The following is a 22980-nucleotide window of genomic DNA, read 5'->3' on the forward strand; positions in this document are numbered from 1 at the left end:
ATTATATTTTTACAATATCATGGAAACAATACTTTTTTTGTAAAAGTTCAAGATATCTTTTAATAAGACGTAATACTCATGATAAAAGTTTCATATTTATGTAGAATTTTGTCTTATGATAGTGATAGCTAAGAAATTTTTTCCAATCTATAATAATCTTATACGTTTTAACAAATTAGGGGGATCAATGGACAATATGAGAAAAAGACTATCGCTTTTTATTATCTTTACTCTCTTGCTATCACTGACTGTTCCATTTTCAGCACAAGCGATAGAAGCAACTTCCTTAGCCTATCATTCTATTAAGAATACGGCGGAAGGAACAGAGTTTTATTGGTCAACTGTTTCAGATGGTTCAGAATCTGAAGCATTTATTATGCAAAAAAATGACGAAGAAAAAGAGATTGAAGCAGAATTGGAAGGAACACTTCCATTAAGAGGAAAACCTTTGGTCGAACGCACTTATAAGTGGATCGATACGGAAGTAACTGAAGATGAAACGAACACTTATACAGTCAAACTTTCAGCAAATAAAGAAATCAAGACAGCTGCTGTTCCTGTTACATATAAGAATGCCGGAGGAGAAGTTGATCTTCCAGGTGAAGCAAAACCGCTCCCTGCGGATCCAACATTCGTACTGAACGCTCGTGTTGAAGGAACGAATATCATTGTATCCTGGCCAGTCTATAAATCTGAAAAGCCGGTTGAATACGTGTTATATCAAGATGGTCAAGAAATGAACAAGTATACGGACGCCGGCGAGCATGTGTTTGAAGGGCTTGAACCCGGTACAGACTATCACTTTTCCATGAATGTCGTGGTAGAAGGTGAACTAATAGATATGAAGAGTATATCAATAAAAACAGAGGAAATAGCTAAACCTGATTTCACGGTGTTTTTATACCCCGAGAGCGAATCAGCTTTTAATGCAACGTGGATTTATGAAGCCGCTGACACATACAATGTGTATTTAAACGGTGAACTAAAATTAGAGAAAACAAAAGAAATTGATTATCGTTTTGAAGATTTAGAGGCAAACACCAGCTATGAAGTAAAGGTAGAGGCACTTGATCAGGAAGGAAAGCTTTTAAAAGAAAGCTTGGCATCTGTAAAAACGAATGCTTCACCTGAGGGAGAAATCGTTGAAATTAAAGATGAATATTTAAAAATGTCAATTAAAGAGCAGCTTGGACTTAGACGCGATATTACTGAAAGTGACATGAAAAAACTGACAAGCTTAACCGCATATGCTGTTGAAGATCTGTCTGGTCTTGAAAAAGCAGAAAATTTAACCCGGTTAGAATTGGTATTCAGTAATATTAAAGATCTTACCGTTTTAACAGAACTAAAACAGTTAGAGTATCTTGATTTAACATTAACAGATGCAAATAACTACAGTCAGCTTTCAGCAGTGACAAGTTTAAAAACGCTGATCCTGGCGGGTACTGGTGTAAAAGATCTTTCAAGCTTTACAGAATTAACAAACCTTGAACTGCTGAATCTAATGTATACAGAAGTTGAGAATCTAGATTCATTATCTTCTCTTCAAAGGCTGGAAGAACTGGATATCAGCTACTCGAGCGTAAAAAGCATCAAAGTTCTGGAAACACTTAAATCACTTAAAAAGGTCATTTTATATGGTCCCGGATATTTTGACGTGATGGATGAAATTGAAAGCTTCAAAAATGAAAAGGTTGAATTTTTCACGGATGAAAACCTGGATATATATCTTGAAGCGATTAAACCAATCGATAATGGTGTTTCATTATCTTGGGAGTATGCGGGTTCCGGGAAGCTGGATCACTATGAGCTTACAGTAAACAATGAAAAGCAAGTCATTCAGAGCAAGAAAAAGCGTATGCAGTATAAGGTTGAGGGACTTGAACCTGAAAAAACATATAAATTTACGTTAGAAGCCTTCAACAGTGAGAAAAAATTAATTGGAACAACAACTTGGTTTTTCACAACTTTAAAAGCGCCTTCTGGTGAAAATGTTGCTTTTAAGGATGCTAATTTAGAGAAGGCGCTTAAAAATCACTTTGGATTTGATCGCGCGATTGACAAAAATGATATGGAACATTTAACAGAGCTTGATTTATCAGGACAGGATATTTCGAATCTTTCAGGCTTAGAAAGCGCTAAAAACCTGAATACTCTCATTCTGTCCAGCAATCAGATCGTAAACATCGAGCCTTTAAGCGAGCTTACTAGCCTCCATACCTTAGCCTTGGATGGAAACGAGATAGCTGATTTCTCTCCATTGATAAGTCTTGCGAAATTAACATATTTAGATCTTTCTTATACTGGAATTAAGGATCTTTCCGTTCTTTCAGGTCAAGCAGATGTCAATCAACTGCTGCTTTCCGGTAATGGACTTAGAGACTTATCAGATTTACCAAAAATGGAAAGACTGCAATCTCTTATTTTGTCCGAAAACGAATTTACAGACTTTGAAGCCGTTAAGGAATATAGAGATTTGGCTCATTTGATTGTGGACAGTAATCCAATTAAAAGCCTGGATGGAATTGAGCAGTTTAAAAATATTAGTTATTTGGATCTTGGTATGACTGAAATCAGCACTATTGATTTATTGAAAGACTTAGAGAAGCTGCAATACGTCAATTTAATGGAAATCCCAACATTAGATCTTTCTTTCGAATCAGAAGCGCGCGAAATCGTGCGTGAATTGGAAGCTAGAGGTGTATATGTAGAGTATGAAATCAATCTTAACCTCTATACAACCATTGTCAGTGAATCAACCATTGGCGTTGATTGGGAATATATGAGCGATAAAGAAGCAGCAGCTTTTCAGCTTTTAACAAATGGAGAAGTAGCTGAAGGAGCAGAATCCATTGATCCGATGGAAACGAACTTTATCATAGAAGGACTGACAGAAGAAACAATTTATGAAATAGAGCTCCGTGCATTAGATGCTAAAGGGAAAATTATCGATAATGCGATTACTTATGAAAAGACTTTGCCTATACCAACAACACCCAAGATAACATTTAAAGATAAAGCATTGGAATCCATCATTAAAGAGCAGCTTGGCTTAACAAGACAGCTTCATGAAGAAGATATGCTCCGTGTATATTGGTTAGATCTCATGTTTACAGACGTTAAAGATTTATCAGATCTAAAATTTGCAAAAGAATTAGAATGGCTCAGTATTACTGAAAATGAGTCAGCGCTTGACCTTGAACCTCTGAAAGAACTTGAGAAACTATTCGGGATTTCAATCAGCCACTCTAAGATTGAAGACTACGGAAAGCTGAAAGAGCTCAAGCATTTAACGAATCTTGAAATTTTCGGGAATGATTTAACGGATCTTTCTTTTATAAAAGAACTAAGAAATATAGAATTTCTTTCCCTTTCAGACAATAAAATCACCGATCTGTCTGTATTTAATGATGCCAGTTTGAATCAATTATTCAGCTTGATTCTATCAAACAATCATATTAGTAATCTAGATGGAATACAGGGCTTAAAAGATCAGTTAATGATGCTGGATGTTTCACGCAATCCTGTAGAAAGCATTGCAGATTTGGCTGATTTCACTGAACTCACCGAATTGAATCTTGAGAAAACCAGTGTTGAAGATTTAGAACCATTATTAACCCTTTCATCATTGGAATTCGTCTACCTTTATGGGATCAAAGGTATGGATTTTTCAGAAGGATCGGAAGCCTATCAAATCATTCAACGGCTGATTGAAAATGGCGTAATTGTTGAATACGAAGTTACTATGATGCCTGAAATCTATACGAATGATGTGACTCAAAGTACAATCGACATCTCATGGGATCAGATGCTGCCAGGTCAAAAGGGAACATATATTGTGACTCTTGATGGTGAACCAGTGACTGAACTGGATGGCAATGAGACATCTTATCTTATTGAAGATCTTGAACCTGAAACAACGTATTTCATTGATATCACCGCGATATACGAAGAAGAAATGTACAACATGGCATACACAGAAATCACGACATTGCCTGAAGATGAAGAAGAGCGAGTTGTTAAAGAAGCGGAACTTTTCCTGGTTGATGAAGAATGGAATGCCGTTAAAAATGCTGAATTTGAACTGATGAGCACAGATGATGACAACCAGGATTTCTATTCTTTTGGTGCAAGTGATGAGAATGGGCAGCTTTCAGACTTAACAGGTGATGAACCAAAAGGTACGTTTGAACTTCTTGTTGGTTATTACGAACTCTATGTGGTTACTGAAAATGATAAAAAATATATTTATGAATTTGAGATTAAAGAAGATGGAGATTATCTGAAAGAACCTCTTGTTTTCTTAGTCGAAAAAGATGATAAGCAAACATCACCGGTTGATCCGGAAGAACCAGATACTGATGGAAAAACAGATGAAACTAAGGAAGAGCCGATCAAACCTATTGATCTATCTGATAAAGGATCGAAAAATCCATTGCCAAGTACAGCAACGGATTCCTATAATCTTGTGCTTTTAGGTATCATCTTGCTTGCAGCTGGAACAGCCACTTACTTTATTAGAAGAAGAGCATGATATTTCGTGATCCCTTTCCCCAGCTGGAAAGGGATTTTTATTTTCTAATGATAGTAAATTTCTTTTGATTATCGAAAAACCAACTTTTTTCTGCATTTTATGATAATATTATCCATTTTATAGTATAATTCTTGTGACAAAAGACTAACTAAGTGAGGGGCTCTCTGTGAAAAAAGTTTGGGTCATATTAACTTGTATGATATGTGTGATTATTATAATGGCTGGAAATCTGCACTGGCAGATTAAAACTGGATCAGAAGGTGCCCAGCAAGTATTAAAACTAGTAGATTCATCTAAAGAACAAACTGAGAGCGAAGATGCTCCTATTAAAGAGGAACCGAATGCTTCTAAAAACCTTCCAAAAGAGCTTGCTGCGAAAATCAAAGCTGCTCAAGAAGGTGGAGAACCGGTAAAGTTTGTGATGTATGGATCTGAAACAACCTCATCTGAGCCAAATGCCTGGCCAATCCTGCTTCAAAATAAACTGAATGAGGCTTATGGAGAACAAGTTTTTGAAATTGTGATTCTTTCAGAAATAGACAAGACTTCAAGAGAAGTAATTAATGACGGACTGTATAAAAAAATCATTGAACAAGACCCAGATCTTGTTTTATTGGAGCCTTTTCTTTTAAAAGACAATGGGGAAATTGGAATCTTAAACACACTAATTAATGTAGAGACCATTGTTGCGGACATAAGAAAACAAAATCAAGAAGCTACGATTATGCTTCAACCGCCTCATCCTCTATTCGGAGCAAAATTCTATCCAAAGGAAGTTGCTGAGTTTAAGAAGTTTGCAGAGGAAAAAGAGTATTTGTATCTTGATCATTGGTCCAACTGGCCTAATGGTAATGATGAGAAGTTGAACGGGTATTTGACTGCGGATAAAAAGCCTAATGATCAGGGGAATGAGGCTTGGGCGGAGTATTTGATTGGTTATTTTGTGGCTGAAAAGTAAAGGCAAGTGCTATAAAACGGGGGTACCTTATGAAGAAATACATTTTTGCATTATTCGTCACTTCAGTTTTTCTTATATCTGGTTGTTCTATTGAAGATGAAAAGAATGAGAAAGCACAATCCACACAGCTAATAGAAATGGAAGCTCAAGTGAAACAGCTGAAATTAGAAAACAGTAAGCTGAAGGCAGAGAATGCTAAGCTGCAAAAGGAAATAAGACTAGATCAAAAACAGAATACTAATAAATAGAGGCTTTCAGAAGTCTCTTTTTTCATTTACTAAAGATTTATGAAAAGTTAAAGGTAAAGATTTCAATTGTGTTGTAATATAAATGTAGATACAAGTGACAAAAATAGGGGGAATAAAGATGCATGTAAAAAAAGCAATTATCCCGGCTGCTGGTCTAGGAACGAGATTTTTACCTGCTACTAAAGCACAGCCTAAAGAAATGCTGCCTATTGTTGATAAACCTACCATTCAATACATAATTGAAGAAGCTGTAGCTTCTGGCATAGAAGATATCTTAATCGTGTCGGGCAGAGGGAAACGGGCGATTGAAGACCATTTTGATAAATCTTATGAACTTGAAGAAACATTGATTAAAAAGGAAAAATGGGACTTGCTGAGCAAAGTTCAGGGAATTTCAGAGTTAGCCAATATTCATTATATTCGCCAAAAAGAACCATTGGGACTTGGGCACGCCATTTATTGTGCCAGAAGATTCATAGGGAATGAACCTTTCGCTGTTATGCTTGGAGACGACATTGTTCAATCAGATGTTCCTTGCTTGAAACAGTTAATTGATATATATGACCAATTCAACAGCACAGTGATTGGCGTTCAAAATGTTAAACCTGAAGATGTATCAAAATATGGAATCGTCAGTTATGACCAAAATGGAAAAAAAGCTGACAATGTTTATAGAGTAAATGATTTAGTTGAAAAACCAAAAAGAGAAGATGCTCCCTCAAATACAGCCATTTTAGGCCGATATATATTACGTCCTGAGATTTTTGATATCTTAGGTAATCTTAAACCTGGATCAGGCGGAGAAATCCAATTGACCGATGCACTAAAAGAGCTTGCTTATAAAGAAGAAATGATTGCCTATCATTTTAGCGGGAAGAGATATGATGTTGGCGATAAGCTGGGCTTTATACAGGCTACCATTGATTTTGCGATGGAAAACGAAGAGCTTAGGGAAGATGTTCTTCAGTATATTAAATTTAAAATTAAGAATGCATAATCATGACTTAGAAAGGTCAGGGGATTTTTCTGTGAGAATATCAGTTGCTGGAACTGGATATGTAGGGTTGGTGACAGGTGTATGCTTGGCTGAAATCGGCCACCAAGTCACCTGTGTTGACATTGATGATGGGAAAGTGGCTTTGCTTAATAAAGGGATTTCTCCTATATATGAGCCTGGTTTAGAAGAATTGATGAAAAAAAACGTTGAATCAGACCGACTCAGATTCACGTCTGATTCTGAAATGGCTTATCAGCATAGTGACATTATCTACATCGCTGTCGGAACACCTGAAAATGAAGACGGTTCTGCGAATTTGAAGTACGTCGAAGCAGCTGCTATACAAATTGCTGAACAAATTCGAAACGATGTCATTGTTGTTATAAAAAGTACAGTTCCAGTTGGCACGAATGAGTATATCCTTGAGATTATTAAGAAACACAAATCTATATTTCTTGATGCAGAAGTCGTTTCCAATCCTGAATTTCTTAGAGAAGGGTCTGCAATCCAAGATACATTCCATGGAGATCGGATTGTCATTGGTTCAAGCTCAAAGGCAGCTGGTGATCAGCTTGAAGAAGTATACAAACCTCTTGGCATTCCTGTTGTCCGTACAGATATCAGAAGTGCTGAAATGATAAAATATGCAGCCAATGCTTTTTTAGCAACAAAAATTAGCTTTATCAATGAAATTGCGAACATTTGTGAAAAGGTAGGTGCAGACATTGAAGATGTGGCTGAGGGAATCGGCAAGGATGCACGAATTGGCTCGCAATTTTTAAAAGCCGGCATCGGATATGGCGGATCCTGCTTTCCAAAAGATACAAAAGCACTTGTACAATTGGCAGGAAACGTCCAGCATAAGTTTGACCTCTTAGATTCAGTCATAACCGTAAACAATCGACAGCCATTAAAATTAGTCGAATCGGCAAAAAAGCACTTAGGCACTCTTTCAGGAAAGAAAATAGCGCTGTTAGGGTTAGCGTTTAAACCGAACACAGATGATGTCAGAGAAGCTGCTTCAATTGTTATTGCCAATGAATTAATTAAAGAAGGTGCAACTGTTGTTGGTTACGATCCAATCGCTATAGAGGCAGCCAGAAACGTTCTAATGGACTCCATTGCATATTGTGATGACATTGAAGAAGCGATTACTGATGCAGATGCCGTATTTATCGTAACAGAGTGGAATGAGATACGAGAGTTTCCTATGGAATTATTTAAAGTAAAAATGAAGGAACCAAATGTGTTTGATGGAAGAAATATTTATCCGTTAAAAACCATTCCTGAATGGATGACTTATGTTTCGGTTGGGCGGAGAGCATTATTTTAAGATAAAAGAAAGGTACAAATGTTAATCGGGAAAGTATGGACAGTAGGGAAATCGTTGAGAGGATAAGAGATAAGAAAAAATATATAACGGTTAATATTAGTTTAATTAAATTACAAAGAGCCAGAGAAAAAATATCTCGGCTCTTATTTTCCATTAATAGGTGATTGGCTAATTACCTTATTCCTCTAAACCTATTTCATTAAAAGAATCTATACTTATTTGGGGTTTAGTATAATTAAGTGACTTGGTACTGCGTGTAATCATCTCACCTTTTTTATTCTTAATGAAAATGCGAACACGATATCTTCCATTTATGACCGGTTGATAGATGGATTCGTTATTTATTGAATATGCCTCTTTTTTAATGATCTCATCATTTAAGTACCAGTAAAATGCATATGTTAGCTCATCACCAATAGCTGAGGCGTTAGCAACTAATGTATCATTATCTTCCATTAAAGTATTACCAGTCAGGTATATTTCAGGTATTTTCCCAAGATCATATTTTAAAGAAATGAACCTCTTCAAATATTCAGGAGCGAAAAACTTCAGCTCTGAATGATTTACGCCTTTAATAATATCAAGCGTATAGATAATATCGGCTTTTTCTAGATGTTTTGTAAAAGGTTCAATATGCATTTCTTTTCTTGAATCTTTTGTTCCGACCATAATATGAATCTTTGGAAGTGATTCTCGATTTTCCTTTACGAGCGAATAAATAAGTTCATTCAAATAGTGGTAGCTTCCCTCATCATCCTCACCAGTAATGTATTGAGTGATATTAGGATACCTCCCTTTAAGGAAATCTCCTAAAAATAGAGAAGGAGCTAGAGTTAATACTTCACCAAAAGAGTACTTTAATGCGTAATATAATGCAGAATACCCGCCTTTAGAAGATCCAAACGATAGTACATTGCTTAACGTTGTATTCAATTTTGAAATATAATGAAGAATAAGAGACACAACTGAAGTTTCAATAGCATGGTCACGGTGATGACCTAAATAGTATGAACCTTGAGATCCATAGTCATCTAATATATAAAGCTGATTCATTGGAAAGGATTCCATTGTTTTTATATAATTGAAATTATAAGTAAATTCTGGTGACATGGCAGAGAACACAATAACAAGTTCTTTTGCATGTTTAGGATCTTTAGCTTCAACGAAATGATAACGGATGTCCCGATGACTTTTATATACACTTTCCACTTGAAATGGCAATTGTTCTCTTTTATTTAAAAAGTTTTTAGAACGAGTCTGTATTAGAGATTCTATATGTTTGCCTGAGAACCTTATCCGCAGTGTAGACTCTTTAAAATCAGCTAAGACAAAATGATTGCTCTCAACTTTAAGTTCCATGACTTTCTTTTCTTCATCGAATATCTCTATTAATTCACCTCTGATATGTGCTTGACATTCTGAGTTAATTTCATAAAAAATATCTAATTCACAAGGAGTTTCAAACGAAATTTCTTCAATAAAAACATCTTCTTCATAATAATTATTATAATGTAAATTCCCGATTTCCCTAGAAGACTGAGTATAATTCCTTTCCCCATTTATTTGAATTATGTTTCCTAGTTTAACAATCGATTGCACAACCAAACTTACCACTCCTATAGACATTTAACTGATATTTCATTTTAACATAAATAAAATAAAGAAAAAAATACGGTAGGATTTGAACGGCTTAAGAACATTTAGGAATACATAAAAAGTAAAACCTGTATGTAATCTTATAAAATTGATATAATAGGATCTGGAAAACAATGATGAAAGGTGATTATATATGATTTTAGTTATAGGCGGAGCAGGATATATCGGCAGTCACGTCGTAAAGGAATTATTAAAATCTAAGGAAGTAGTTGTGCTTGATAATCTTTCCACTGGCCATCGGTGGGCTGTTGATGAAAGAGCTGCATTTATAGAAGGAGATTTGGGAAATCCTGCAGATTTAAAAAATATCTTCACAAACTATCCAGTCAAAGCAGTCATGCATTTTGCTGCAAGTAGCTTAGTGGGAGAATCCGTCATCAATCCAATGAAATATTACATGAATAATGTATCAGCTACTCTAACTTTGTTGAATACAATGCGTGAATATAAAATTAATAAGTTTATTTTTTCTTCAACAGCAGCGACATATGGAATTCCAGACATTGACATGATTACGGAGGAAACTCTTACTAACCCAATTAACCCTTATGGACAATCTAAATTAATGGTGGAAAACATCTTAAGAGATCTATCCAAAGCAGAAGATTTTTACTATGTAGTTTTACGATATTTTAATGCGGCAGGGGCTCATGAAACGGCTGAGATTGGAGAGGAACATAACCCTGAAACTCATCTTATTCCAATTATTCTGCAGCATTTGATGGGGGAAAGGGATAAAATTTCCATTTTTGGAGATAATTACGATACTGAGGATGGGACTTGCATTAGAGATTATATACATGTAACAGACTTAGCAAATGCACATATATTAGCTCTTGATTCTCTTTTAAAAGGCACCAACAAAACAAATACCTATAACTTAGGTAATGGCAAAGGATATTCGGTTAAAGAAGTAGTTGATATGTGTGAAAAAGTGACTGGTAAGAAAGCAAAAATTATGATCGCCGATCGCAGAGATGGTGATCCAGCAATGCTTGTCGCATCCTCAGCAAAAATTAGCACAGAGCTTGGCTGGACACCGAAGTATTCTCTAGAAAGTATAGTAGAGACAGCTTGGAAATGGCATAATGGTAATCAGTTTTCAAAAATGGTTAATTAGGTGAATTAAAAAAATTAATAATGATAACCTAATTTGAATACCAAATCCTAATGGGTTTGGTATTTTTGTTGATAAAAACAAAAATCACGATCGCAAAATTGATAAAAAAAAGCAGTCATTTAGACTGCTTTTTTTAAATCACTGTGAATCGATTTTCGTTTTTTCTTGATAAACATCGCTAAAACATATACCCCATAGCTTTGAATAATGAAAAAAGCAGGCATCATATCATATCTGTACCTTGTTTGAACTTCAATTAGTACATGAATGGCTGCATATCCTAAAATAAGAAGTATAAAGAGAATATGTTTCTTATTTATATTCTTTCGTAATAATAATCCTGCACTAGCAGCCATGCCAAAAATAGCCATACTCATATATAATATCTTTTCAAATTTATATAATTGATTTCTAAAATCATCTGTTTTGTCAGTGCGCAATAAACTCCAATGAATGGATAAATCTTTACCGCCCCACATGTAAGCAACTTTATGCTTTATGAGCAGTGCAACTTTCTTTTTATCAGAAAGTCTTTCTTTAATTAATTCCTTAGATTTTTCGTTTCTTTCATCCCCAAGGGCAAATTGATCTAAGTAGTCTTTATCTTTTGCTGAGTAGCTGCCTTTGGTTTCATAGTTAAAACCAGTGACAAATTTCCAAAGAGAATCTTCGTTATTTAGTGGTTTATCTGCAATTCCAATATTAATTAACGAAAAGAATATGATTTGCTGTACGATGAAAAATACAGCAATAATACCAATAAATTTCGCAATGTAACTTAAAAATATTTTTAAACTTCCAGAAAAAATGCCTTTTAAAATTATATATATACCAATAGCTAGTAGGATAAAGCTTCCCAGAGGCCGGATAATATTACCAAGTGCGAATAATATACCTATAAAAACCCAGGATTTTTTGCTCTTGAGCCCAAATTGGATCAATAAAGCAAAACCTAAAAAGTATAAAAATGTCGACAAATGCTGATTAGTTAGGACTGATGTCATAACTATGCTAGGAATGTATATAGCATAAAGAAATCCAGCAATTCTTCCAGTAAACTCATTAAACACGTTTGAGGCAATTTTATAAATAAGTACAGTAATTCCAAGACTAAAAGCTACGTTGAATAATTTTAATGGCAGGGTATGGGGGCCAAAAATATTTACAATAATAGCTTCGTAGACAGAGAAACCAAGTTGATATGACCATTTTTGAAAATAAAAGTCATTTAAATAATTGTGATTTCCATTTACAATCTGAACAGCAGTGTTATATAAGACTGTAAAATCAGAAGCAAGAGGTGTTTGTATTGTAAACACCCAAGCTAATCTCAGCAACAGACTGATGAAAAGTAAAAAGATAAGATAAGTTGTTTTAGAAAAGTAATTGAGTAAAAATGCAATGGATAAAATAGATAATACAGAAAGCAATACCCAAAAAGAAATTTCTATAGTCGATAGATTATTTACTTCCATCCTCACATATGATAATAAAAGCATAGAAGTGAAAAAGATGAAAACAAATATATTTAGAATGTTTAAGGTTAATTTACTTAGCTTACTGCTTATTTCCATTTAGATTCTCCCATTAATTGAATTTCGTTTTATTATTATATTATCTAAAAGTCCACAGTTTGTTTCCTGCAAAATTCAATAATAATACAATAAACGTAACTGCTATTTGTGAATAGTATATTTGCAGTCCCATCACAGTAACAAAGAAATAGAGAATTCCAGTTTGAAGAGATAGAGTAATAAGATTCACGATTGAAAATTTGATAAAGTACCCCTTATTTTCTCCTTGTTTATTAAATACAAACTTTTTATTCAATATAAAACTGTTCAGCATTCCTATTAAGTAACTAATAATGTTGGCAATAAGATAGGGAACATTTATGAAAACCAAGCATGAATATGCTACGAAACTAATGATCGTATTCATAACTCCCACTAATGCAAACAGCATAAATTCTTTAGATAGAACCATGCCCATACTTTTCATCAGCCCTTCAAAGATAATAATAAACAAACGATATATCTATTCAATATGCTCTTCAATAAAATATCTAGGTCTTTGTTTTGTTTCTTTGTAAATTTTACCTATATATTCTCCGATAAGCCCCAAACTAATTAACTGTATACCGCCTAAAAACCATATTGATAAAACTAAAGATGACCAGCCAGATACAGAATTTCCGGTGATTTTTATTATGATTGCATATATAGCAGCAATTATGCTTAAAAATGAAAGGATAAATCCAGTAGTAGTAACCATTCTTATAGGTGTAATACTAAAAGACGTAATACCATCTAATGAGAAAGCCAGCATTTTTTTTAAAGGATATTTTGATTCTCCTGCCATTCTTTCATTTCTGTGATAATAAACCTCAGTAGATTTAAAACCAACCAAAGGCACTAATCCTCGTAGAAATAGATTTACTTCTTTAAAATCTATTAAGTTATTTAAAGCTCTTTGACTCATTAATCGAAAATCTGCATGGTCATTGACGATATCTACACCCATTTTAATCATTAATTTATAAAATGCTTGGGCGGTTTGGCGTTTAAAAAAAGTATCTTTCGTTCTGCTTTTTCTAACACCATATACTACATCGTATCCTTGAGAGAATTTAATAATAAAGTCTCTTATTACATTTGGATCGTCTTGTAAATCTGCGTCAATTGAAACTGTGCAATCAGAATGATCTTTTGCTGTCATTAGACCCGCTAACAATGCGTTTTGATGGCCTGCATTTTTGGCAAGCTTTAAACCAGTTACCAATCTGTTTAACTTAGATTGAGAGCTTATTATTTCCCATGTTTTGTCTTTACTGCCATCATCGACTAGGAGCATATTGCTATCTTCAGCTATTAAATCTTCCTCTATTAAGCTTTGTAAAACTTTAGTTAATTCATTGATTGTAGTAATTAAAACTTCTTCTTCGTTATAGCATGGAACGACAATTGACATCTTTGGCAAAGTATTATTGTTGCTTAAAGCCATGTTATACTTCCTTTCATCGTTAAAAATATTAAATTTTGGAAACGCTCACAAAGAAAAAACCTTCCTTGGCAAAGTGATAATTTTTATTAAGCCGAAGAAGGTTTTTAAATACCTATTTATGTTAATTCAGAAGAACTATTCACCTAGCCCTTAAGCTTTCTTTTTAGACCCCAGTACTTAATTGTTAATTTGCCTAACCTAGAGTTAACTAGAGCATTGTATTTCTTCTCTAATTTTTTATACTCATTTTTTTGTAAATTAAGTTCGGAATATAAATCTGTGTTATTGGAGTTTCCGGAATTTACCGCTCCTGGCTGATAAGAAATCAATTCTTCCTCAGGTAAAGAAATAGTTCTTTGGTTTGAGCTATTTTTTCCATTCTGTATATTTCTAATATAAGTTTGATGTGAAATATTATCAAGTAGTTCTTCAAATTTTCCATTATTAATATTATATAGGAAATTTTCGGATATCGGACCGATATTCTTTGAAATGATATTTATTGAAATATTATCAAGGATTAACGAGTCGACTATTTTTCCTAATTCACTTATTTTTGTGAATAGGGATTTAACATCTTCAATTGCTGAAACAGGTTTGAGGATGCATACTGAATCAGGCGATAATTGTCCGCTTTTTGTAGATACTAAGTTAATTTTTAATAATTCGTTTATAGTTCCTTGGAAGAAATTATCTTCTAGAACACTCGGACAAATGAATCCATTCTTAGTAAAGAAAGTTTTCAAGTAACGCTTATCTTTATTTAAAAACGGCAGTAATTTATTTAATGTTTGAGAATAAGTGAAGTTTTGACTGACGTCAAACATTCTTTTTGCAGCGATCTCATAAATTAATGGATCTTTTTGAATATTGTCAATTACCTCGATAAAATCATCTATGGATTCTGCATAAAGGGGATAATCTTCTCCAAATAAACGTTTATGCATAGCGGTAGGATTTAAAATTGCGGGTTTACCCAAGCTTCCATATTCAAGCAGTTTCGTCGATAACTCCAAACTGGCATCCATACTTTTATCCCGCCAAGTTATCCCGATATCACTATTAATAATCAGGTTTCTTGCCTGATTTCTTGATAGAGCACCGTACCATGTTAAGTTTTCAGTATTACTTAATAAATATTTAAGGTCATTGACAAAATAGCGATCGTCTTTTCGGAAATTAAATTTGTCGCCAGCTATCTCAAGTGTTAAAGAAGGATGATCTTCTCTAAGCTCTCTAAATGCAATCACTATAGGAATTGAGTTCCAACCAACATCAAATTTACCTGTATAGCATAAACGAGTGTAGGCTTCCCTTTTTTCAAAAACATCTTCAAAATTAGGGGTTGTATCAGGAATCATTGGATTAAGAGTGATGACCTTTTCTATCTGGACCTTCGTAAATTTTCTAATCAGGAATTGCTTCATTTCATCTGTTTGACATAGCAAGTAAGCACTTATATCAAACAATTTCTCTAGATTTTCATATTTTTCTTTAGACAATACCTGGTTCTCATGTGTAATTCCTGTTACATAGAGGAGGGTTGATTTTAAAATGGAAGATTCAAGCTTCAGAAGTTCTTCTGCTACCTCTAAACCTCTTATGAAGAACCAATCATAGTCAGCTTTCTCCCAATAGTATTGCACAACTTTGCTGGCTTCGTTATATGTCATTTGGTTTTTTTCTAGCCATGCAGGAGCAGAGCTAATTAAATCTGGTTCTTCATATGGTGAAATGACATTAACATTTGGTAAGTCAATTAATGGTCGAACTAGCAAGTCACGTCTGACACCATTTGCAAGTACGATATCGATTTCAAGATTTGGACTCATTGAAAGCATTGTTGTTATTCCTGAGAGGAAAACAGCTGAGCCGTCCATAACGTTCAAGTTAATAAAGCCAAATAACAAAATTCTTGTTTTTTTCTTTTGATTTAATTCAGTCATAATTTCACATCCGAATCTCTGGTTTGCTTCATGTGCTGGTGATAGTTCTTATACATTGAGCTTTTATCGTTTCAAGGTGTTTTTTAATGTTTTTTTGAAAGCTATATATAATAATGCGATTTTTCCAATCCATGTCACTTTGATGCGATGCTCAAATTGTTTATATCGTTTCAATTCTTTTTCTTGTTTTTTAAAATTCTTTTGAAGCTGGCCCAAATCATCTGAAATCGGGCCTGAACCTGATTCAGACAAATCGAGTGACATAATCATCATTTGCTTCATCTGTTCTTCGAGTTCTTCGTACATTGTTTTCCAATAAGTGCTGTCTTGGTATACATCTATTGAACTTGTGTAATGATTTATTTGTTTTTTCTCAGTAGTGTTCAACTCAAAATCAACTCCAGTTCATTACTTATTACTACTTCCTGACTACATTTTTTTCTGATCTCTGCTGCAGTGTTTCTTGAAAGTTTGCTGAATAAATTTTCGTTGAAGAATAAAGTTTCAATTAAATCAGCGATGTGAACAGGATCTTCTGGATTAGCGAGCAGCCCTGTTTGTCTATGTTCGACAAATTCAGGAATGGCTGTGATATTAGTTGATATTGGAATGAGTCCGCTTGACATCGCTTCACACATTGATACACCTTGTGAGTCTAATCTTGTTGGACATAGAAATATACCATATTCTTTATGGAGTTCTGCTATTTCCGACTGTTGCAGAAAACCTTTATGAACAGTGACATTATCGAAATTTCTTAAAGGACTTAATGTTTTCTCAAATAGTTTTCCGTCTCCGTAAAATGCAAAAGAGAGTCTGTCGAAAAACGGCCTTTTTGATAGCTCTAATACAGCTTTAACTGACAAATCATTCGCGTATTTTCTTGATGCGTATGGACGAATAGACAATATTTTAAAACGGTCTTCTTTTGGTTTCTCTATATAATTATAAAGTTTGCTATCGATTAAATTGGGGATAATACTTGCATTTTGTGTTACGGCTCTTGCATCACATTCAGCAATGTGCTCTTTAAACCATTTTGAAATATGCACAAACTTGAGATTCAGTTCTTTAGTTTGGTATAGCCAATTCATTAGAGATAGCTGTTTTTTATAGTAATCGTCAGACATTTCCAATATTCTTCTTAAGTCCTGCTTACTATCCAAGAAATTAAACCATCTTCTATGCCAGGCCTCAGCCTCATAACCGTGTATCCAAATGATTAATGGGATGGAAGGCTTTACCTCTTTAATAACGTCAATCATATCAATTGAAACAAAATGAATTAAAATTTTTATATAATCTCGTTCGGATAAAAATTGATAAAAATCAGATTTAGCGCCTCTATATACAGATACACCATCAAATTGATAATTTTCGGGTGCTTTGTATCCGGCGTTCAACACGAATATTTCTACCTCGACACCTTCTTCCTGATAGGCCTTGACTCTTCTATGAATAAAACCATTTCTGTATAGTTGATCTTGATGCGGGTAGGCATTGGTTAATATAAGGAATTTTCGTGCTTGCTTATTTAATGTTTCATTATTACTAGCGTTGTTCAGATCCATGTTAAGTATAACCCCCGACTTGTTTTTAAAGCTTTATAAAAATTTATATATTTCGGTTAATCATTTTATCACTTGACTTACTATCCGACAAATTAGGAAAAAGAAAGAATGTATATTGTGTAATGGAAACCATTCGATGTCTAACGCTATTTTAAAACAAGAATTTTAATAAATCGACATTTTTTATAAAATTAATACTTGTAAAGAAATTTATAAACATATCCTATTTTATAATTCCTCCTATTTTTAGTATAAAATTTTCTTTCTCTTTCATGCATAAATAGCATCTTGAGAAATTAAGTAATATATGTAAACTAACATTTTGGATTAAGTGGGTCACTCATAACAAGCTTTCTTAAAAGAAAACATAATTTTACAAAAGATAGGAAAAATGTTGTAGTCGTTTTGAGAATTAGTTATTATTAGGAAGAAAATCATTACAATGAGAATATACGGAGGGAAAGTATGAAAGTTAGAAAAGCTATTATCCCTGCTGCGGGTTTAGGGACACGATTTCTACCTGCAACAAAAGCTCAACCTAAAGAAATGCTGCCAATAGTGGATAAACCAACTATTCAATATATAGTAGAAGAAGCCGTAAAATCTGGAATTGAAGATATTATTATTATTAGCGGACGTGGAAAAAGAGCAATCGAAGACCATTTCGATAAATCATATGAATTAGAAGAAACACTTTATCAGAAAGAAAAATATAGTATTTTAGAGGAAATACAAGCGATTACCAATTTAGCGAATATTCATTATATCCGCCAGAAGGAGCCTAAGGGTTTGGGTCATGCGGTACAGTGTGCAAGCCGTTTTATTGGGAACGAACCTTTTGCAGTTCTATTAGGCGATGATATTATGCACTCAGGGGATCAGGATCAACCTGCATTAAAACAGCTAATGGATATATATGATCGCTCTATGCTCCCTGTAATAGGCGTGCAAAGCGTTCCTCAAGAGGATGTTTCAAAGTATGGAATTATAGATCCTAAATCCGCATCTTCTGAATTAGATGAAGCAATAGAAGTAAATGGCCTTGTTGAAAAACCGAAAGCTGAAGAAGCACCATCAAATTTAGCGATAATGGGCAGGTATATTCTAACACCAAACATCTTTACAATATTAGAAAACCAAAAAGCCGGTTCAGGCGGTGAAATTCAGCTAACTGACGCGATAAATGAGCTGAATCACCACCAGCAAGTATTGGCGTATGAACTAAAAGGAAGTAGATACGACGTAGGAGATAAGCTTGGATTTATTAAAGCGCAAATAGATTTTGCATTAGAACGCACCGATCTACACGACGATTTATATGAATATTTAATAGAAGTGCTAAAAAGAAACCAAAAAGCTGAAAAAGTCACTTAACAGTGGCTTTTTTTTGTGCTTATTAAATTAATTATTTGGATCTTAATTCCAAAATATATTGAACAATTTATGAAAAACTTGAAAGGCATAATTTAAATATGTATTATTAATTGATGGTGAAAGACTTCATAAAATACTGAAAGACTTTATTGTACTGTAAGGAAAAGTAAAGTTAGGGGAACATATCAATGTTAAGACAAGTGATTAGCGATCTAAGAAAGCACAAAGATTTAATGATTCATTTAACTATGTCTGATTTTAAGACTAATACTTCTAGAACATACTTAGGATTTTTCTGGTGGTTAATAGATCCAATCCTATATATGGGGATTTTTTATCTGCTGGTCCAAGTAATTTTACAAAGAGGTGGACCTGACTATTCCATCTATTTGTTTACAGGCCTAATTCCATTAAAATGGGCGACAGCATGTTTTGTTGATTCTACAAATGCAATTGCTACAAATGCAAGGATCATACAACAAGTATATGTGCCCAAAATTGTTTTTATTGTGGTCAGGTTGTTAATAAATACTATTAAGTTTTTAGTAAGTTCGGTCATGCTGTTTTTATTTTTATGGCTATTTGGAGTTTCGTTAAACATCCAAATGCTGAACTTTATCCCGGTAGTATTGGTAAATGGAGTATTTTTACTTTCAGTGATGATTATATTGGCACACATTGGAGTTTTCATTCGTGATGTTAAAAATATGATGCAATATGTTTCAAGAACATTATTATATCTATCACCAGTTCTATTTAAAATAGAAGCAGTTCCAGCAAATTTAGTTCCAATTCTGTATTTAAATCCTTTTACAACTATACTTAATTCATATCGCAACGTCTTGCTATATGGAAAAGGGCCAGAGTGGATTCATCTGGGAATTCTTTTATTAATTTCATTTGTGGTCTTTGCTTTAGGAATAAGAGTTATTATGAAAAACGAAAAAGAATATGCCAAGGTGATATAAATGAGTGAATCGATAATTAAATTAAATGACATTTGGGTTTCATATCCAGAAGAAACCAATCAGCCAATAAAGAAACTGTTTCATAAGAATAGACCGAGATTTTGGGCGTTAAAAGGTATTGATTTTGAAATAAAAAAAGGTGAAGTTCTTGGGATTGTTGGACGTAATGGATCCGGTAAGAGTACTCTATTAAAACTTTTAAGCGGATTAATTTCACCTGATAAAGGATCATTCTCTATGAAGGAAAAAGAGCGTCCGGTCTTATTATCACTTGGAGCCGGTTTTCAGCCGGAACTATCTGGCCTTGAAAACATTTATCTTAATGGTCTACTGCTGGGACATACCAAAAAAACAGTAGATGAAAAGCTTGAAGAGATCATTGAGTTCTCAGAGCTTGGTGACTTTGTTAATAAGCCTGTCAGAACTTATTCTTCAGGGATGAGATCAAGGTTGGCTTTCTCTACAGCAATATCACTAGATCCTGAAATTCTATTAATTGATGAAGTTTTAGGTGTTGGAGATGCAGCATTTCAAAGAAAATGCAGAGAAGCTATCACACAAAAAATTAAAGAAGATCGTACGGTAATATTAGTAACTCATTCCTCTGGACTTGTAAGAAGTATATGTGACCGTGTAGTATGGATCCATTTAGGAGAGCAGAAAGCGGTTGGAGATACGAAAGAAATTGTAGATCAATATGATTCCTTTATGAGGGGAAATTAGATAGGATGAACATCCTTATGCTGCTTTATAAGGATATTCATTATGATGCCAGAGTACAAAGAGAAGCACTGGCATTAGCAAATGATGGCCATAGAGTTTATATTGCTTGTGTTCGTGAATATGCTGATAACCCGCCTTTTTCACACAAGAATATAACATTGATTAGAATTTCAATTAGTGTGAAGTCGGCAAAAAGTGCTTTATCAAGCGGGAGTTCTGGCAAAAATAGAAAAAAAAGTTCTTCATTGGAACTCTTAACTAAATTGGTTAGAAATCCATATATCAAAGTGATCAAAGATTTTGCTGCTTACTTTGAGTTTTATAAAAAGGTTTTATCAGCTATTAAAGAGATTGATGTTGACGCTATTCACTCTCATGATTTAAATACTTTATGGCAGGGTTATTTGTTAAGGAAAGTAAAAAAAATTCCTCTAATATATGATTCCCATGAATTGTTTAATGAAATGGCTGGCAGAAATTCAATTGATCGGAAAATTGGTTATTACATGGAAGAGAGGCTATATAAAAAAGTAGACTTTCTTATTACTGTTAATGATGCCATGCTTTCACAATTTTATAAAAGATATGGAAAAAAAGAATTCGTCATTGTTCAAAATGTTCCTATATACTGTGAAAAACTTCTCGCTGACAAAGATAAACGGAATTATTTTAGAGACACATTCAGTTTGAAAAATAACGATGTTATTCTAATTTACCAAGGTGGATTAAGTCCGCATAGAGGTATTGAATTGTGTATTTCTGCTATATCAAAACTGCCTGATGAATTCAAATTAGTAATAGTAGGACAAGGGATTAGTGAATCGTCACTTAAGTCGTTAACATCAGAAATGAAATTAAATGATCGTATTTTTTTCCATCCGCAAGTTCCTGCTAGTGATATCCTGTGGTATACCAGTCAGGGAGATATAGGACTGGTTATGTATCAAAACACATCATTAAATAATTATTATTCTACACCTAACAAAATATTCGAATATATGCAGGCTGGAATTCCATGTGTAGCATCCGATCATCCAGGTAAAAGGTATATAGTGGATAATTATAAAACGGGGATTTCTACAGTGGAAACTGTGGAGGCAATTGCTCAGTCAGTGTTGAAAATACATTCCGATTATCCTTACTATAGGGACAATTGCATAATGGCCAGGGAGATATTCACTTGGGAAAACGAGAAAACAGGTCTGTTGGATCTTTATACTAGTATCAATGCTGACAGATAGAATCTAATAGGAGCGTTCTGTCTATGATAGATTGGATAAAAAGAGTTATTATCCGGCAAGATAATTTGTTAAAACATAGAGCAATAGTAAATAATAAAGTGTGTATGGTAGTATGGAATACATTTGAAACAGATGCCAGGGTAACTAAAGAGGCAACAACGCTTATTCGAAGCGGAAAAGAAGTTAGTGTTGTGGCTGTACATCAGCAGGGAAGAACAGAAAGAAAGGAAATATTGCATGATATTAAGGTTATCAGAGTGGATCGAACGGTCAAAAAACAGAGTGCGAAAACTAAATCTGTTAAAGCATCAAATCAAACGATCCAAAGTCCAGCCGTCAAACCTTCATTAAAAAGCAGAATGAGAAGGAAGTTTCAATTTGTTCCGAAGCTTATTATTAATATTCGGTTCTTTTTAGAAGCGTATAAGCAAGATGCGGGGGTTTATCACGCACATGACTTAAATACTTTGATACCTGTATACTTTGCATCAAGACTTAGAGGATCGCTGTTAGTATATGATGCACATGAAGTCTCAACTGATCGTGCTGGCTGGTCTAATAAACCTTTATGGGAAAAAATTGAAGGTTTCCTGATAAGAAAAGCTGAAAAAGTCATTACCACAAACTTAACAAGAGCTGAATACTTTCAAGAAGCTTATAGAATACCACTGCCTAATATCATAAAAAACGTCCCCCCTTTCGAAAAAGTTATTCCAACGAACAAGCTTAGGGAGACCTTTATGATACCTAGTGATGAACCGATAATTCTATATCAAGGTGGTATACAACGAGATCGCGGGTTAGAGAATATGATTAGAATGGTTCCGTTATTAAATAGAGGAAAATTAGTTTTTTTAGGAAATGGCCGTTTGAAACCCGACTTAATTCGATTAGTAGATGACATGAAACTAAATGAACAAGTATTTTTTATGGACGCTGTGCCTAATGAGGATTTGCTTAGTTTTACTTCTTCGGCAACAATAGGCTTACAGCTTTTGATTAATTCTTGCTTTAACCATTATTCAGCTTGCTCTAATAAGCTTAATGAGTATATGATGGCTGGAATTCCAGTAGTAGCGAGTGATCTTCCTGAGATAAAAAGAACAATCGATGAGTTTAAAACAGGAATTCTGGTTGATCCTGAAAATTTAGAGCAAATTGCAGATGCAGTAAATACTCTATTGACGGATACAAGTCTTTATCGATCATTTAAGGCTAATACATCAAGGGCAGCATCTCAAAATAAATGGGAAAATGAAGAATCGGTCTTATTAAATATATATAATATTTAGAACCAATTAAAGGAGA

18 protein-coding genes are annotated in these 22980 nt (G+C 34.0%); 11 read left to right on the plus strand and 7 right to left on the minus strand.

Annotated features, from left to right (window positions below; genetic code table 11):
- Positions 1-196 precede the first annotated feature (196 nt).
- From CYJ36_RS11525 to CYJ36_RS11545, 5 genes are all read left to right on the plus strand, one after another.
- Positions 197-4534: a fibronectin type III domain-containing protein gene (locus tag CYJ36_RS11525; RefSeq protein ID WP_180850249.1), complete on the plus strand. Its 4338-nt coding sequence runs from the start codon at positions 197-199 to the stop codon at positions 4532-4534.
- A 166-nt stretch (positions 4535-4700) separates the two neighbouring features.
- A complete protein-coding gene (locus CYJ36_RS11530; RefSeq protein ID WP_101567414.1) occupies positions 4701-5492 on the plus strand; it encodes an SGNH/GDSL hydrolase family protein in 792 nt (263 codons plus the stop codon).
- A 29-nt stretch (positions 5493-5521) separates the two neighbouring features.
- Positions 5522-5740 carry a hypothetical protein gene (locus CYJ36_RS11535; RefSeq protein WP_101567415.1) on the plus strand — a complete coding sequence of 73 codons (219 nt, stop codon included), beginning with the start codon at positions 5522-5524 and terminating at the stop codon, positions 5738-5740.
- 118 nt (positions 5741-5858) lie between these two features.
- Entirely contained in the window at positions 5859-6737 is an 879-nt protein-coding gene (galU, locus tag CYJ36_RS11540; protein ID WP_101567416.1) for a UTP--glucose-1-phosphate uridylyltransferase GalU, read from the plus strand.
- Between the two features lie 31 nt (positions 6738-6768).
- Positions 6769-8070, plus strand: coding sequence for a UDP-glucose dehydrogenase family protein (locus tag CYJ36_RS11545; RefSeq protein WP_101567491.1), 1302 nt, complete (start codon positions 6769-6771; stop codon positions 8068-8070).
- A gap of 177 nt (positions 8071-8247) precedes the next feature.
- Here CYJ36_RS11545 and CYJ36_RS11550 read toward each other — a convergent pair whose 3' ends face one another.
- The gene (locus CYJ36_RS11550) at positions 8248-9675 is read right to left on the minus strand and encodes a hypothetical protein (protein ID WP_101567417.1); all 1428 of its coding nucleotides are present in this window, start codon (positions 9673-9675) and stop codon (positions 8248-8250) included.
- 184 nt (positions 9676-9859) lie between these two features.
- Between CYJ36_RS11550 and galE the strand changes: the two genes are divergently transcribed.
- Positions 9860-10846, plus strand: a complete 987-nt coding sequence (galE, locus tag CYJ36_RS11555; RefSeq protein ID WP_101567418.1) for a UDP-glucose 4-epimerase GalE — start codon at positions 9860-9862, stop codon at positions 10844-10846.
- 119 nt (positions 10847-10965) lie between these two features.
- On the opposite strand, the gene CYJ36_RS11560 is transcribed toward galE, so the two are convergent.
- From CYJ36_RS11560 to CYJ36_RS11585, 6 genes are all read right to left on the minus strand, one after another.
- Positions 10966-12420: an ArnT family glycosyltransferase gene (locus CYJ36_RS11560; RefSeq protein ID WP_101567419.1), complete on the minus strand. Its 1455-nt coding sequence runs from the start codon at positions 12418-12420 to the stop codon at positions 10966-10968.
- A 40-nt stretch (positions 12421-12460) separates the two neighbouring features.
- A complete protein-coding gene (locus CYJ36_RS11565; RefSeq protein WP_219621090.1) occupies positions 12461-12874 on the minus strand; it encodes a GtrA family protein in 414 nt (137 codons plus the stop codon).
- 9 nt (positions 12875-12883) lie between these two features.
- Positions 12884-13849, minus strand: coding sequence for a glycosyltransferase family 2 protein (locus CYJ36_RS11570; RefSeq protein WP_101567420.1), 966 nt, complete (start codon positions 13847-13849; stop codon positions 12884-12886).
- 143 nt (positions 13850-13992) lie between these two features.
- Positions 13993-15795, minus strand: a complete 1803-nt coding sequence (locus CYJ36_RS11575; RefSeq protein WP_101567421.1) for a glycosyltransferase family protein — start codon at positions 15793-15795, stop codon at positions 13993-13995.
- A 63-nt stretch (positions 15796-15858) separates the two neighbouring features.
- A complete protein-coding gene (locus CYJ36_RS11580) occupies positions 15859-16182 on the minus strand; it encodes a hypothetical protein (protein WP_101567422.1) in 324 nt (107 codons plus the stop codon).
- Complete coding sequence (locus CYJ36_RS11585) at positions 16179-17366, minus strand: glycosyltransferase family 4 protein (RefSeq protein WP_101567423.1); 1188 nt, start codon at positions 17364-17366, stop codon at positions 16179-16181. The genes CYJ36_RS11580 and CYJ36_RS11585 overlap by 4 nt, the downstream gene beginning before the upstream one ends.
- 465 nt (positions 17367-17831) lie before the next feature.
- On the opposite strand from CYJ36_RS11585, the gene galU (CYJ36_RS11590) reads away from it, so the two are divergent.
- From galU (CYJ36_RS11590) to CYJ36_RS11610, 5 genes are all read left to right on the plus strand, one after another.
- Positions 17832-18740 (plus strand): UTP--glucose-1-phosphate uridylyltransferase GalU, encoded by a 909-nt coding sequence (galU, locus tag CYJ36_RS11590; RefSeq protein ID WP_101567424.1) that lies wholly within the window; start codon positions 17832-17834, stop codon positions 18738-18740.
- A 188-nt stretch (positions 18741-18928) separates the two neighbouring features.
- Positions 18929-19708: an ABC transporter permease gene (locus tag CYJ36_RS11595; RefSeq protein WP_101567425.1), complete on the plus strand. Its 780-nt coding sequence runs from the start codon at positions 18929-18931 to the stop codon at positions 19706-19708.
- Complete coding sequence (locus tag CYJ36_RS11600; RefSeq protein ID WP_101567426.1) at positions 19709-20431, plus strand: ABC transporter ATP-binding protein; 723 nt, start codon at positions 19709-19711, stop codon at positions 20429-20431.
- Between the two features lie 17 nt (positions 20432-20448).
- Complete coding sequence (locus CYJ36_RS11605) at positions 20449-21672, plus strand: glycosyltransferase (protein WP_180850251.1); 1224 nt, start codon at positions 20449-20451, stop codon at positions 21670-21672.
- 23 nt (positions 21673-21695) lie between these two features.
- On the plus strand, positions 21696-22964 hold the full coding sequence (locus CYJ36_RS11610) for a glycosyltransferase (protein ID WP_101567428.1): 1269 nt from the start codon (positions 21696-21698) through the stop codon (positions 22962-22964).
- The last annotated feature ends 16 nt before the right edge of the window (positions 22965-22980 follow it).

The sequence above is a fragment of the Bacillus sp. UMB0893 genome, from assembly GCF_002858905.1.
Taxonomy (GTDB): Bacteria; Bacillota; Bacilli; order Bacillales; family Bacillaceae; genus Bacillus_P.

What these genes read in the sequence shown, in the direction of transcription:
- CYJ36_RS11525 (WP_180850249.1), top strand. Translation starts at nt 197, where the DNA reads ATGAGAAAAAGACTATCGCTTTTTATTATCTTTACTCTCTTGCTATCA.
- CYJ36_RS11535 (WP_101567415.1), top strand. Translation starts at nt 5,522, where the DNA reads ATGAAGAAATACATTTTTGCATTATTCGTCACTTCAGTTTTTCTTATA.
- galU (WP_101567416.1), top strand. Translation starts at nt 5,859, where the DNA reads ATGCATGTAAAAAAAGCAATTATCCCGGCTGCTGGTCTAGGAACGAGA.
- galE (WP_101567418.1), top strand. Translation starts at nt 9,860, where the DNA reads ATGATTTTAGTTATAGGCGGAGCAGGATATATCGGCAGTCACGTCGTA.
- CYJ36_RS11560 (WP_101567419.1), bottom strand. Translation starts at nt 12,420, where the DNA reads ATGGAAATAAGCAGTAAGCTAAGTAAATTAACCTTAAACATTCTAAAT.
- CYJ36_RS11570 (WP_101567420.1), bottom strand. Translation starts at nt 13,849, where the DNA reads ATGGCTTTAAGCAACAATAATACTTTGCCAAAGATGTCAATTGTCGTT.
- CYJ36_RS11575 (WP_101567421.1), bottom strand. Translation starts at nt 15,795, where the DNA reads ATGACTGAATTAAATCAAAAGAAAAAAACAAGAATTTTGTTATTTGGC.
- CYJ36_RS11585 (WP_101567423.1), bottom strand. Translation starts at nt 17,366, where the DNA reads ATGGATCTGAACAACGCTAGTAATAATGAAACATTAAATAAGCAAGCA.
- galU (WP_101567424.1), top strand. Translation starts at nt 17,832, where the DNA reads ATGAAAGTTAGAAAAGCTATTATCCCTGCTGCGGGTTTAGGGACACGA.
- CYJ36_RS11595 (WP_101567425.1), top strand. Translation starts at nt 18,929, where the DNA reads ATGTTAAGACAAGTGATTAGCGATCTAAGAAAGCACAAAGATTTAATG.
- CYJ36_RS11600 (WP_101567426.1), top strand. Translation starts at nt 19,709, where the DNA reads ATGAGTGAATCGATAATTAAATTAAATGACATTTGGGTTTCATATCCA.
- CYJ36_RS11605 (WP_180850251.1), top strand. Translation starts at nt 20,449, where the DNA reads ATGCTGCTTTATAAGGATATTCATTATGATGCCAGAGTACAAAGAGAA.
- CYJ36_RS11610 (WP_101567428.1), top strand. Translation starts at nt 21,696, where the DNA reads ATGATAGATTGGATAAAAAGAGTTATTATCCGGCAAGATAATTTGTTA.